The 13,003-nt window shown below is 58.1% G+C and carries 14 protein-coding genes; 8 read left to right on the forward strand and 6 right to left on the reverse strand.

All coding sequences use genetic code 11. The features are described 5' to 3' along the window. Positions 1–39 precede the first annotated feature (39 nt). On the reverse strand, positions 40–1,026 hold the full coding sequence (locus ACR0IU_RS05800) for a GlxA family transcriptional regulator (RefSeq protein ID WP_480715565.1): 987 nt from the start codon (positions 1,024–1,026) through the stop codon (positions 40–42). 132 nt (positions 1,027–1,158) lie between these two features. On the opposite strand from ACR0IU_RS05800, the gene bcoG reads away from it, so the two are divergent. Genes bcoG through ACR0IU_RS05815 form a run of 3 tightly spaced genes read left to right on the forward strand, consistent with a single transcriptional unit; the run spans position 1,159 to position 4,336 of the window. Beyond that, complete coding sequence (bcoG, locus tag ACR0IU_RS05805) at positions 1,159–2,082, forward strand: 3-dehydrocarnitine:acetyl-CoA trimethylamine transferase BcoG (RefSeq protein WP_480715566.1); 924 nt, start codon at positions 1,159–1,161, stop codon at positions 2,080–2,082. 29 nt (positions 2,083–2,111) lie between these two features. After that, on the forward strand, positions 2,112–3,578 hold the full coding sequence (locus ACR0IU_RS05810; protein ID WP_480715567.1) for a carnitine 3-dehydrogenase: 1,467 nt from the start codon (positions 2,112–2,114) through the stop codon (positions 3,576–3,578). Further along, the gene (locus ACR0IU_RS05815; RefSeq protein WP_480715568.1) at positions 3,575–4,336 is read left to right on the forward strand and encodes an SDR family oxidoreductase; all 762 of its coding nucleotides are present in this window, start codon (positions 3,575–3,577) and stop codon (positions 4,334–4,336) included. Before ACR0IU_RS05810 ends, ACR0IU_RS05815 begins: the two co-directional genes overlap by 4 nt. Position 4,337: 1 nt before the next feature. On the opposite strand, the gene ACR0IU_RS05820 is transcribed toward ACR0IU_RS05815, so the two are convergent. Together ACR0IU_RS05820 and ACR0IU_RS05825 are read right to left on the reverse strand one after the other, a co-directional pair. Continuing rightward, a complete protein-coding gene (locus tag ACR0IU_RS05820; protein WP_010440418.1) occupies positions 4,338–4,520 on the reverse strand; it encodes a hypothetical protein in 183 nt (60 codons plus the stop codon). Positions 4,521–4,596: 76 nt separating this feature from the next. Beyond that, positions 4,597–5,463 (reverse strand): helix-turn-helix domain-containing protein, encoded by an 867-nt coding sequence (locus ACR0IU_RS05825; protein ID WP_480715569.1) that lies wholly within the window; start codon positions 5,461–5,463, stop codon positions 4,597–4,599. A 108-nt stretch (positions 5,464–5,571) separates the two neighbouring features. On the opposite strand from ACR0IU_RS05825, the gene ACR0IU_RS05830 reads away from it, so the two are divergent. Genes ACR0IU_RS05830 through ACR0IU_RS05840 form a run of 3 tightly spaced genes read left to right on the forward strand, consistent with a single transcriptional unit; the run spans position 5,572 to position 7,594 of the window. Then, positions 5,572–5,775: a DUF2061 domain-containing protein gene (locus ACR0IU_RS05830; RefSeq protein ID WP_010440411.1), complete on the forward strand. Its 204-nt coding sequence runs from the start codon at positions 5,572–5,574 to the stop codon at positions 5,773–5,775. Next, entirely contained in the window at positions 5,768–6,670 is a 903-nt protein-coding gene (locus ACR0IU_RS05835; RefSeq protein ID WP_480715570.1) for a fatty acid desaturase, read from the forward strand. Before ACR0IU_RS05830 ends, ACR0IU_RS05835 begins: the two co-directional genes overlap by 8 nt. A gap of 21 nt (positions 6,671–6,691) precedes the next feature. Beyond that, positions 6,692–7,594 (forward strand): EamA family transporter, encoded by a 903-nt coding sequence (locus ACR0IU_RS05840; RefSeq protein ID WP_480715571.1) that lies wholly within the window; start codon positions 6,692–6,694, stop codon positions 7,592–7,594. Here ACR0IU_RS05840 and ACR0IU_RS05845 read toward each other — a convergent pair. The 3 genes from ACR0IU_RS05845 to ACR0IU_RS05855 all read right to left on the reverse strand — a co-directional run bounded on the left by ACR0IU_RS05845 (position 7,591) and on the right by ACR0IU_RS05855 (position 11,678). Beyond that, on the reverse strand, positions 7,591–8,943 hold the full coding sequence (locus ACR0IU_RS05845) for a DEAD/DEAH box helicase (RefSeq protein WP_480715572.1): 1,353 nt from the start codon (positions 8,941–8,943) through the stop codon (positions 7,591–7,593). The genes ACR0IU_RS05840 and ACR0IU_RS05845 overlap by 4 nt on opposite strands. 183 nt (positions 8,944–9,126) lie before the next feature. Next, a complete protein-coding gene (locus ACR0IU_RS05850; protein WP_480715573.1) occupies positions 9,127–10,032 on the reverse strand; it encodes a glycosyltransferase family 2 protein in 906 nt (301 codons plus the stop codon). A 41-nt stretch (positions 10,033–10,073) separates the two neighbouring features. Beyond that, the gene (locus ACR0IU_RS05855; RefSeq protein ID WP_480715574.1) at positions 10,074–11,678 is read right to left on the reverse strand and encodes a peptide chain release factor 3; all 1,605 of its coding nucleotides are present in this window, start codon (positions 11,676–11,678) and stop codon (positions 10,074–10,076) included. Positions 11,679–11,786: 108 nt separating this feature from the next. Between ACR0IU_RS05855 and ACR0IU_RS05860 the strand changes: the two genes are divergently transcribed. Both ACR0IU_RS05860 and ACR0IU_RS05865 read left to right on the forward strand, forming a co-directional pair. Then, positions 11,787–12,149, forward strand: a complete 363-nt coding sequence (locus ACR0IU_RS05860; RefSeq protein ID WP_170396787.1) for a SnoaL-like domain-containing protein — start codon at positions 11,787–11,789, stop codon at positions 12,147–12,149. Positions 12,150–12,221: 72 nt separating this feature from the next. Further along, positions 12,222–13,001: an SDR family oxidoreductase gene (locus ACR0IU_RS05865; RefSeq protein WP_480715575.1), complete on the forward strand. Its 780-nt coding sequence runs from the start codon at positions 12,222–12,224 to the stop codon at positions 12,999–13,001. Positions 13,002–13,003 lie beyond the last annotated feature (2 nt).

Below are 13,003 nucleotides of genomic sequence, written 5' to 3' on the forward strand. Positions count from 1 at the left end.
TCCCCCGAGGTATTTTTGACCAGATGAAGCTGGATCGCCTCAGTGATGGGTGGGTTGTGTGCGGTCTTGCCTGAGGTCGCGGGCCGATAGGCCATGCGCGGTGCGGAAGGCCCGGGCGAAGCTGGATTGTGACGCGAAGCCTGTGGCGAGTGCCACGTCCATCAGCGGCAGGTCGGTATCGGCTACGAGACGGCGGGCCTCGGCCAATCTGAGCTGCAGGTAGTGGTCTTGCGGTGTGGTATTCAGGCGTAGCCGGAATTGCTGCTGTAGGGTGCGGGCGCTGGTGCCGAGAGCGTCAGCGATGTCAGCCAGCGGAAGAGGTTCGTCCAAAGACGATTCCATCAGCGAGTTTGCCTTGGCGGTCAGGGCAGTATGGCGATGCGGTGCGCCGGTACGGCTTTGCGGTTTTGAGGGTTCGGATGTGCCTTCGTAGAGGAACAGTCCGGAGACCCGGGCAGCAAATCCTGCACCGTGGCGGGCGGCGATGATGTGCAGCATCATATCGATCGCTGGGACAGCACCGCCCGAGGTCAGGCGGTTTTCAGACACGGTGAACCGGTCGGGTCGCACATCGACATTTGGGAAGCGGCCAGAAAAATTCTCCAAGTCCTCCCAATGCGTCGTCGCAGCGTGACCATCCAGCAGTCCAGCCTCGGCCAGCAACCAGGGGCCGCCATCTATCCCGGCCATTGTGGCGCCAGAGGCGGCGATCCGGCGGAGACCGGCAAGCAAGCTGGGCGTTGCGTGACGCGCGAGTTGGAAGCCCGCAACGACAATCATCAGGTCGCAGCCTTGCAGGCGTGCCAAAGGGATGCCTTGTACATTCAGAGCGCTCGTTAACATGGCGGGCTCAGCAGTGGCGGTGACGTAGTCCCAGTCAAAAGCGGGTCGGTCTGCCAATCGGTTGGCCGCGCGCATCGGGTCGACCGCAGCAGCAAAGCTGAGCGTGTTGCATTCGTCCAGCACCAGCACCGCCGTTTTCAGGGCGCGATGTTCAGGTTGGAGTATGTTTTTTGCGGATTTCATCAAGTCTGATTCGCATTCTGCCAAGTGGTTTGTCCAAGGCTGCGCCAGAGTTGGCGTTGACGCAAATCGGAATCCGGGGAGAAGCCTGGGGAAAACCTTAGGTAAAACCGGGTATAAGCTGGGGAAAACGCCATGCCTTTGGAAATGAACCGCGAAGTCTTTATCACCTGTGCCGTGACTGGGTCGGGCGGAACACAGGATCGCAGCCCTCATGTCCCGCGCTCACCCAAGCAAATCGCCGACAGCGCGATTGCTGCAGCCAAGGCCGGTGCGGCGGTGGTGCACTGCCATGTGCGCGACCCTGAGACGGGTGCACCGTCGCGCGATCTGGCGCTGTATCGTGAGGTGACGGACCGTATACGTGATGCTGAGGTTGATGCAGTGCTGAACCTGACGGCTGGCATGGGCGGAGACATGGTGTTCGGCGGGATCGAAAATCCGCTGCCATTGGCGGAGGCCGGAACCGATCTGGTTGGTGCTACCGAGCGTGTGGCACACGTGGCCGAGTGCTTGCCGGAAATCTGCACCTTGGATTGTGGCACGATGAACTTTGCCGAAGCCGACTATGTGATGACCAATACCCCCGGCGCTTTGCGCGCGATGGGGCAAATGATGACCGATCTGGGTGTGAAGCCCGAGATCGAGGCCTTTGATACCGGTCATCTGTGGTTTGCCAAACAACTGGTGAAAGAGGGTGTTCTGGAACCGAATGCGCTGGTGCAACTGTGCATGGGTGTGCCCTGGGGCGCGCCGGATGATCTGAACACCTTCATGGCGATGGTAAACAACGTGCCAGAAGACTGGACGTTCAGTGCGTTTTCATTGGGTCGAAATGAGATGGCCTACGTGGCGGCATCGGTTCTGGCGGGTGGCAATGTGCGTGTCGGGTTGGAGGACAATCTGTGGCTCGAGAAGGGTGTATTGGCCGAGAACTGGCAGTTGGTCGAGCGTGCGGTCAGCATCATTGAAAGCATGGGTGCGCGCGTGATCGGGCCGCAGGAAGTGCGTGAGAAACTGGGGCTGGTCAAGCGGGCACCGGCAGGAGTGGCGGGCTGAAGCCCGCCCTACGTGTAAGGTCAAGCGATATGAAAAAGATTGCTGCAATCATTGGTGGCGGTGTGATCGGCGGCGGATGGGCTGCGCGGTTTCTCCTGAATGGCTGGGATGTTCGGGTGTTTGATCCGGATCCGGAGGCGGAACGCAAGATTGGCGAAGTGCTGGATAATGCACGCCGCTCCCTGCCGGGCCTGAGCGATGTGCCCCTGCCGCCGGAGGGGGCGCTGAGTTTTCATGATGAGATTGGTGACGCCGTAGACGGCGCCATATGGATTCAGGAAAGCGTGCCGGAGCGGCGCGACGTGAAACTGAAGGTCTACAAAGGCCTGCAGGAGGCATGTGACCCCGGTGCCATCATTGGGTCTTCGACCAGCGGGTTCAAACCGTCTGAGCTGCAGGAAGGTGCGTCGCGGCCCGAGCAGATCGTGGTCACGCATCCATTCAACCCGGTTTATCTGTTGCCGTTGATCGAACTTGTGCCGACAGACAAAAATACGCCTGAGATGGTCGCGAAGGCGAAGGAACTGCTGACCTCGGTCGGGTTCTTTCCGTTGCATGTCAAAAAAGAGATCGACGCGCATATCGCGGACCGTTTCCTTGAGGCCGTCTGGCGCGAGGCGCTGTGGCTGGTCAAGGACGGTATCGCAACAACCGAGGAGATCGACGAAGCCATCCGCATGGGGTTTGGCATCCGCTGGGCGCAGATGGGGCTGTTCGAAACCTATCGCGTGGCCGGGGGCGAAGCCGGGATGCGGCATTTCATGGCGCAGTTTGGTCCGGCGCTGAAATGGCCCTGGACCAAGCTGATGGACGTGCCCGAGTTCACCGATGAACTGGTTGATATGATCGCAGATCAGTCGGATGCACAATCGGGCATGCACTCAATTAGGGAGTTGGAGCGCATTCGCGACAACAACCTTGTGGGCATGATGCGGGCGCTGAAGGCGCAGAACTACGGGGCCGGGGCGGTGTTGAACCAACATGACGCGGCGCTGAAACCGGGAGCCTTGCCGACCCTGGATCAGGCGGATCTGAGCCAACCCATTCTGACGCTATCGCGCGCCGTGCCGCTGGATTGGACGGATTACAACGGCCATATGAACGAGGCCAAATACCTTGAAGCTTTTGCAGCCGCCACGGATCGGTTCATGGAGATAATCGGCTGCGACATGGAGTATATCTCCACTGGCGGCAGCTATTTCACCGCCGAGAACCACATCCGATATATGCAAGAGACCCATGCCGGTTCACGGATCGAGTGCCGTACGCAGATGCTGTTGGGGCAGGGCAAGAAGCTGCATGTCTTCCACAGCATGTACGAAGGTGAGACGTTGTTGGCCACTGGCGAAAGCTTTTTGTTGCATGTCAGCCTTGAAACCCGCCGCCCCAGTCCGCCATCACCCGAAATCGAGGCTGCAATGGCGCGGATTGCTGAGGCGCAGGCCGGATTGCCTTATCCGGAAGGTGCGGGCGCTGCGATCCGCAAACCTGCATGACCAGCCGGGTTCTGATTACTGCCGGCGCCTCGGGTGTCGGTCGCGCAATGGCGGAGGCGTTTGATGCTGTCGGGGCGCAAGTCTGGGTGGCGGATATTGACGCAGATGCGCTGGCAGAATGTCCATCAGACTGGAAGCAAAGTCTATTGGACGTTTCGGATGAAATCGCTGTTTCATCTACATTCAAAGAAGTTGAGGCCGCGTGGGGTGGGCTCGACGTGCTGTGCGCGAATGCAGGGGTCGCCGGGCCGACCGCTGCGGTTGAGGATGTGCCTCTAACTGATTGGCGTTCTTGTCTTTCAGTAAATCTGGAAGGGGCGTTTTTGTGTTCCAAATATGCTGCTCCAATAATGAAGCGGCAAAGGAGTGGTGCGATCCTGATCACGTCTTCGACTGCAGGCCAATACGGCTATCCCAACCGCGCGCCTTATGCGGCGGCGAAATGGGGCATGGTGGGCTTGGGCAAAACGCTGGCGATGGAACTGGGGCCGCACGGAATCCGATGCAATGTAATCTGCCCCGGTTCAGTAGAAGGACCACGCATGGAGGGCGTGCTGCAACGCGAAGCCGTTGCAAAGGGCATGACCCGGGATCAGGTTTACAACGGTTACGCCTCAGGCACGTCCATGGGCCGCTTCGTCGAGGGGCGGGACATTGCAAACATGGCTGTATTTTTGGCGTCAGATGCGGCGCGGCTGGTGTCGGGTCAGGTGATCGCGGTGGATGGTCATACAGTCAATCCTGACCCGAAACTGTAGATCAGCCCTGATTGGGGCCGCGGATCTGGCGGATGGCGCTGCGGACGGCTTTCCAGTCCTGCGCCTCCTGCTGGTTTCCGGCGGCTTGGCTTTCGCGCATTTTCTGCGCAGCTTCGGCCTCGGCCCGATCTCCATGAGCCGTGTAAAGGGCACGTGCGTATTCTGCGGTTTTGAGTGCGTCCATTCCCGTCATCCTCCATCTCAGATCGGAATGTCTATGGGTTCGCGCCAAGTGACTATACAACAGGATATCGCTCAGGTCATGTCTGTGTAATTTCGGCACGCAATTGCTGCAAATGCGTTGGGAAATCACGGGCGGTCATCTCCGCCTCGCGCACAAGCCGATCGAAATGAAGAGTGAACACCTCAATCCGGTCGCGGTCGCGGAAGGCCATATAGTGGCTTCCAGCATAGAATACACATAGAAGCGGACCGAATATCGTAACCGGGGCAGAGTAAAGCCGTTTGGCATTAAATAGATAAATGCGAAGGCGGGGGTAGAGCTGTTTGCATAAGCTTAGCAGATGGTCGATCTGATCCAGCCGGACCTGCAGGGGCAGCCCCTCATAGTATCCGGTGGCGTGAGCAAAGCTGTGGAGCTCATAAAGCGGCATCGCAATTTCATAATCGGACTGTGCGCTACGCATCCAGGCCAGCCGGTCCGCCGAAGCGCCAATGGCTTGATCCGCAGTACGGCCCAAATGCGGAGCGTATTCCCATTCCAAAACTGCACGGGTCTTGAGCATGTCGGGCAGGGTGGCGGGAACATAACGTATTTTGTAGCCGGCGGCCTCTTGGTGCCATTCAAAGATTCGCTCATCTACAAGCGCTCGCGCGGCTTCAGTCAGCGTAAGGGAGCTGGCCAGCAATTCCGCCGCGCTTTCAGGTCGGTTGGAGAGGCCTAGCAACCAGTCGGCGGATACCCCGAGCGCCGAGGCGCAGCTGCCAACCACATGCGCATTAGGCAGGCGTGCGCCTGCTCCGGTCAGCAATTGTGAGACAGTTGATCGGTCAACACCGATGCTACGTGCCAGCGCACTCTGACTTACGTCGCGATCTTGCATCGCCCTGGCCAGGCGTTGCCGGAACTGCGAGGCACGATCCCGTTTGTCGATTTTTTCAATCATATGGTCATTTATATCACCTATGTTGTGAATTGTTAATCATATTCAGAATTCCCGACCTTTGGATGTGTCTGTAACGCTGGTGTTACAAAAACAAGAATGGGGTCTGGAATGGAAACGCGACGCAGGTCGGTCGTGAAAGCGCTGGTGTGGAATGCGATGGGACTGGCGATGATGACGCTGGTTGGTTTGATCGCTACAGGCTCGGCAGCGCTTGGGGGAATGGTTGCTCTGGTCAACACGGCCATTGGTCTGACGATGTACGTGATTTACGAACGCGTATGGGCCGGGATTTCGTGGGGCCGCAATGGCTGATCCCACCACACCCAAATCGCCTGAGTGGGCGACATTTGCCCTGATCCTCGCGTGTTACTCCGTTTGGCTTGGCGTGATCTTCTGGCTGGCTGGCGTGTCCCTTTGGCTGGCAATCCCAGTCATGGGGCTGGTCGCCGCTTTGCATTCCTCGCTGACCCATGAGGCGCTGCACGGGCATCCCTTTCGCCAGAAATGGCTAAATGAGGCGCTGATGGCACTGCCGCTGACCTTGTTCATTCCATACAATCGGTTTCGGGACCTGCATCTGGCGCATCACTGTGATGCGAACCTGACCGATCCTTACGATGACCCTGAGACCAACTATCTTGACCCGCAGGTCTGGGCGTCTCTGGCCGGTTGGCAGAGGCGGATGTATCAGGTGAACAATACTCTGCTTGGGCGGATGGTTCTGGGGCCTGCAATTGGGCAGATTGCGTTCCAGAGGGATGAAATACGAGGTGCATTGCGCGGGGATCGGGAGATTCTGTTGGCATGGGCGCTACATTTGCCCGGCGTTGTTGCGGTGCTTTGGATCGCTGCACTTTCGCAAATGCCGATTTGGGCCTTTGCCTTATCTGCATATATCGGGCTGGGTCTGGTCAAGATCCGCACATTCCTGGAGCATCGCGCCCATGAGAAATCCCGTGCCCGGACTGTGATTGTTGAAGACCGTGGCATCCTTGCATTTCTGTTTCTTAACAACAACCTGCACGTCGTTCATCATATGAATCCAGCCGCGCCGTGGTACCGTTTGCCGACACTCTACCGTGCAGGAAAAGAGCGCTATCTGGCTTGTAACGAGGCCTATGTATACCGTTCATATGCGCAGATATTTCGGGAATATTTCTGGCGCGCCAAGGATCCGGTGGCGCATCCGCTCTGGCCAAAGCCTTGATTTAACGACAGAAGGGAAACCATGAGTTTATGGATTCCCGTCACCATCGCAGCCGCATCGTTCCAGACGGTGCGGTTCATGCTGCAGAAATCGCTGAGCAGTGCGAAACTTACGGCTGCCGGGGCGACATTTGCACGATTTGCCTATTCGATGCCGTTGGCCTTGCTGGGGCTTATTATAGCTTTGGGCGCGACAGGGTACGAATTACCAGCGTTGACGGCGAAGTTCTGGATCTTTGCGGTAATCGGCGGGACCTCGCAGATATTGGCCACGATCTGCGTTGTGGCGCTGTTCAAGCAGCGTAACTTTGCAGTTGGGATTACGTTCAAGAAAACCGAGGTTATTCAAACCGCTATCGTTGGGTTCCTCATCCTCGGCGATCAGGTGTCAACCGGGGCGCTTGGAGCAATTCTGCTTGGATTGTTGGCCGTTCTGCTGCTGTCAAAAACACCCGGAGGCACCGGGGCTTGGTGGCAACATCTAACAAACAAAGCCTCGCGCCTTGGTCTGGGGTCAGGCGTATTGTTCGCCTTTTCCTCGGTCAGCTATCGCGGTGCCTCACTGCAACTGGGCGATATCGATGCGTGGTTCCGGGCACTGGTGACGCTGGCTGCGGTGGTCACGTTCCAGTTCCTCAGCATGTGGCTTTGGCTGTTGTGGCGAGACCGGGCCGAGTTGCGCGCAGTGTGGGAAACCCGTCAGACCGGGATCTTCGTAGGTCTGACCAGCATATGCGGTTCGTTCTGCTGGTTCTTTGCATTCACACTACAGAACGCGGCCTATGTGAAGGCGCTGGGTCAGATCGAACTGATCCTAAGCCTGTTCGCATCTCTGCTATTTTTCCGCGAAACCATTACCCGGCGAGAGGTCGCCGGGATGGCGTTATTGGGCCTGTCGATATTGGCGCTTGTACTCGCGATCTAACCGGCGCGACGCTCGTCAAAGCTGAGGGCGATAAAGCTGGGAAGGTGATCCCCCATGCCCACAACTGCTGGCCCGCCATCGTCGCGGCGCCCACGGCCACGACTTTTGGGCTCACGATCTTTCCGGCTTTCGCTTTTCTTGCTGTCTGCGGCCTTGGCCTTTTTCTCAGGCTTTGGCGCTTCGGGCTTGGGCTCGTCTGCCTTGACCGGATTGTCGATGCGCGGAATGTCCTTCTGGATCAGGCTCTCGATCGCGGCCAGCGCCTTTTCATCGCGGCCCGAACAGATCGTGATCGCTTTGCCTTCACGTCCAGCCCGACCAGTACGACCGATACGGTGGACATAATCCTCGGCATGGCCGGGAACGTCGAAGTTGAACACATGGCTGACCGAGGGGATATCCAGACCCCGCGCCGCGACGTCTGACGCAACAAGCAACCGCAAGGATCCATCGCGGAACCCGTCCAGCGTTTTCATCCGCTGAGACTGGTCTAAATCGCCATGAATTGCGGCAGCGTTATAGCCGTATTTCTTCAGCGATTTGGCGCAAATATCTACATCGGTCTTGCGGTTGCAGAAGATGATCGCGTTGGTGCATTTGTCGCCCTCGGCATCGATCAGAGCGCGCAGGGTTTTGCGTTTCTGGCTGGCTTCGCGATCACGACGGCCGCCTTTGAACATCACCACACCCTGTTCGATAGTTTCCGAAGCTGTGGCCTGTCGGGCAACCTCGACACGGGCGGGGGCCGACAGGAAGGTGTCAGTGATCCGTTCGATCTCGGGAGCCATGGTAGCTGAAAAGAACAGGGTCTGGCGGGTAAATGGCGTCAGCGAGAAGATGCGCTCGATATCCGGGATAAAGCCCATGTCGAGCATCCGGTCGGCCTCATCCACAACCATGATCTGCACGCCGGTCAGCAACAGTTTGCCACGCTCGAAATGATCCAGCAGACGGCCCGGAGTGGCGATCAACACGTCAACACCGCGATCGATCAGGGCATCTTGTTCCTTGAACGAAACGCCACCGATCAGCAGCGCTTTGGTCAGCTTAAGGTGCTTGGCGTAGGTGTCGAAATTTTCGGCCACCTGTGCCGCCAGTTCCCGAGTCGGGCACAGCACTAGCGAGCGAGGCATACGTGCGCGGGCACGCCCACGGGCCAACAGAGTGATCATCGGCAGGGTAAAGCTGGCGGTTTTTCCGGTGCCGGTCTGAGCGATTCCCAGAACATCGCGCCCTTCCAGTGCGGCTGGAATTGCGCCTTCCTGGATCGGGGTCGGAGTTTCGTATCCAGCTTCCTCAATGGCTTTGAGGACCTTCGGGTTCAGGTTCAGTTCGTTAAACTTTGTCATGTATGTCCGGTTCATGCGGACACTAGACCTGGCCCGCGCGTCAGAAAATGCCGGGCCCGGATGGCCATGCGCCCCATGCGCGTTTCGGCTGTGGCGCGGGCATAACAAAAACGTGGGGCAGGGTCAAATGAAGTCGGCTTAACCTGTTCCATATCCGCCGACAACAGGGATTTCCGCAACAATTCAGATGCTTCCGGGAAAGTGTTTCGCGACTTTCCGGTCCAGGTCCAGCGGGCGATGGCGCATCATGTCATTATCTTCAAGCCGTTCTAGAACCTCAGGGTCAGCGGCACTGATTTCATCATAGAATTCCTTAAGACCATCTAGCCCGTATTCGGCTTCCAGAAGTGTGAACAATTCGAACCTGTCTAGCGCGCCGATCTTTCGCGGGCGATCCGGGCTGGCCTGGTACGAGCCGCGTTCAAGGCGGAAGCGGTAATGCGCCAGCCAATGCTCCCAATCCGGGGCGTGGCGGTGGCAGAGATCGATCTGCGGCAGTTCGATTTTGACGGGTAGAAATTCGCCGTGCTGATAAAGATTGTGGATGCGGTCGCTCAGTTTTTTCAGGCCACGGCGCACGAATAGTTTGCCCTGAATGTGGCTCATGAAACCGGCCAGAACATAAGCGCCGAATTTGGGGTAGAGCGACTCGACCAGCGCCTGTCTGTTCTTTCCTTCGGGAATGAAGGCTTTGTAGAGGTCCTCGCCCCCCGCTAAAGCCTCTATCGGGCGGACGCGGACGGCGGGGGTGTCATCCGGAATTTGGCTCAGCAGATCTGGGATCGGGGACATCGGCCAAAGGAACTCGTCGACGTCGATATGCGCGACCCAGTCCAGATCGGTCCGATTATAGATCAAATTGGCATTCGACGATTGCCGGACCTGATGTTTGTCCGGCCTCTCACGACCGCGACGCTTCCAGAACGCCGCATCGCAAGTGCGCACCCGGATCCGGGGGTGTTCGCGCAGGGCCGTGATGTCGCCTTGGACCGGCGCATCCAGAAAGATGTGAAGCCGGTCCGCGCCGATATCGAGGTGGTGGGCGGCAAAGCGCAGAATATCTTCACGCGGGGCGCGGATCGTGGACACAATCCCCCATGTGGTCTTATCTGGATTGGCCGCGGAATCCGTCAGGTCATCATTTCCTTCGTCGCGGTCAGGTTCAGCGCTGGATAGTCACGAACCACTCGGTCAATATCCCATTGCAGACGCGTCAGATAGACGATGTCGCCGTCATGGTCATGCGCGATGTGCTGTTTGTTGGCGTTGACGAATTTATCGACCTCGGCCTTGTCACCGCTGACCCAGCGGGCCGAGGTGAATTGAGACGCCTCAAACCGCACAGGGAGACCGTATTCCATCTCGATCCTACTGGCGAGCACTTCGAATTGCAGCGCACCGACAACCCCGACGATAAAGCCTGAGCCGATCGAGGGTTTAAAGACCTTGGCCGCGCCTTCCTCGGCAAACTGCATCAGGGCTTTTTCCAGATGCTTGGCTTTCATTGGATCGCCCGCGCGCACCGTTTGCAGCAATTCCGGTGCGAAGGAGGGGATGCCGGTTACTCGGATTGCCTCACCCTCGGTCAGCGTGTCACCGATGCGCAGTTGGCCGTGGTTAGGGATGCCAATGATGTCTCCGGCCCAGGCTTCTTCGGCCAGTTCCCGGTCGGACGCGAGGAACAGGACGGGGTTCGAGATCGCCATCGGCTTTTTCGACCGTACATGAGTCAACTTCATGCCACGTTTGAAATGACCGCTTGCCATGCGGACAAAGGCCACCCGGTCGCGGTGCTTGGGGTCCATATTGGCTTGAACTTTAAACACGAACCCGGCCACTTTCTTCTCATCGGGTGCGATCTGACGTGGTTCTGCCGACTGAACCTGAGGCTGCGGGCCATAGGCGCCGATTCCCTCCATCAACTCTTTCACACCAAATGAGTTGATCGCCGAGCCGAACCAGATCGGGGTCATGTGCCCTTCCAACACCGCCTGCGGGTCGAGTCTAGGCAGCAATTCGCGCGCCATCTCGACCTCTTCCAGCAGTTTGTCCAGCAGTTCAGCCGGCACATGCTCGGCCAGCTTGGGGTCATCCAGCCCGTTGATCTGGATGCTTTCGGCCACCTTGTTGCGATCGGCGCGGTCCATCAGCTCGAGCCGGTCACGCAGCATGTCGTAGCAACCAATAAAATCGCGACCCACACCAATCGGCCACGCGGCAGGCGTGACGTCGATGGCCAGCATCTCCTGAATTTCGTCGATGATCTCGAACGTATCGCGGCTTTCGCGGTCCATCTTGTTACAGAAGGTCAGGATCGGCAGATCGCGCAGGCGGCAGACTTCGAACAACTTCTGCGTCTGGCTTTCCACACCTTTCGCACCGTCAATGACCATGACGGCGGCGTCTACGGCGGTCAGCGTGCGATAGGTATCTTCCGAGAAATCCGAGTGGCCGGGGGTGTCCACCAGATTGAACCGGAAATTCCCGTAGTCGAAGGACATCGCCGAGGCCGAGACCGAGATACCGCGATCTTTCTCCATCTGCATAAAGTCCGACCGCGTGCGCCGTGCCTCACCCTTGGCGCGCACCTGACCGGCCATTTGAATGGCACCCCCGTAAAGCAGGAACTTTTCCGTCAGCGTTGTTTTGCCCGCATCCGGGTGCGAGATGATGGCGAATGTCCGGCGACGGGCAATCTCGGGCGGCAGGGTGGGTTGGTTCGAGGTATCAAGCATAAACGCGCGTATAGGCGGGGAATCCTGCCGAGGCAAGACAAAGGGGTGGTTCGAATCATGGGGGTATGGCAATAAGAACATATAGTGAACAAAATATGGAGTGGACCAATGAATTTGAAAGAAATCGCAGACGAATTGGTTGCGGGTTGCCGAGAAAACCGAGCCAAGGAGAACCTCGAGAAGCTTTATGCCTCGGATGCTGTTTCTGTTGAGGGACAGGATTTTGCGGGCATGGGGCGCGAGACGCACGGATTGGAAGCCATTCGTGGCAAGCACGAATGGTGGGAAGGCGCTCATGAAGTATCGGGCGCGTCCGTCAGTGGCCCGTACCCGCATGGTGACGACCGCTTTGCCGTGATCTTTGAAGTGCAGGGCAAGGTGAAAGAAACCGGTGAAAGCTTTGATATGCGTGAGGTCGGTGTTTATCACGTCGCCGATGGCAAGATCGTGCGTGAAGAGTTCTTTTATTAATCCGCAAGATCCCATTCTGGCCTTCTTTGCCGGGCCGATGTTAGATGTGTGCCGAAGATAGGGAGGGTCAGAATGGACTTGGGAATTCGCGGAAAACGCGCGCTGGTTTGTGCCAGCAGCAAAGGCTTGGGATTGGGCTGTGCCGAGGCGCTGGCCGAAGCCGGCGTCGATCTTGTGATGAACGCGCGCGGAGCCGAAACGTTGGAGGCCGAAGCCACGCGTTTGCGATCATCATATGGCATTGCCGTGCAGACAGTGGCATGTGATGTTACCACACCAGAGGGTCAGGCCGAGGTGATAAGTGCTGCGCAGGGTGCTGATATCCTTGTCACAAACGCGGGCGGCCCTCCGCCCGGCATGTGGTCGGACTGGGAGCGTGATGATTTCATCAAAGCACTGGATGCCAATATGCTGACACCCATAGCTTTCATGAAGGCTCTGCTGCCGGGCATGATGGATAAGGGCTGGGGTCGCGTGGTGAATATCACCTCGCAGTCGGTACGCGCGCCGATTGCGGTGCTGGGCCTGTCGAATGCGGCGCGAACTGGATTAACCGGCTATGTTGCGGGCACATCGCGCCAGGTGGCGCCACATGGCGTGACGATTAATAATCTGCTGCCAGGTATCCACGCCACCGACCGCGCGAACGCGCTGGATGGCGGGGTGTCAGAGCAGAAAGGTATTACGATGGCCGAGGCACGGGCTGAACGCGCTGCAACCATCCCAGCGAGACGCTATGGCACGAGGGAAGAGTTTGGGGCGACCTGCGCGTTTCTATGCTCGCAACACGCCGGGTTCATTGTCGGGCAGAACATTTTGCTGGACGGTGGTGGCACCAATCTGACGATGTAGGT

The sequence above is a fragment of the Ruegeria sp. CL5 genome (assembly GCF_056536485.1).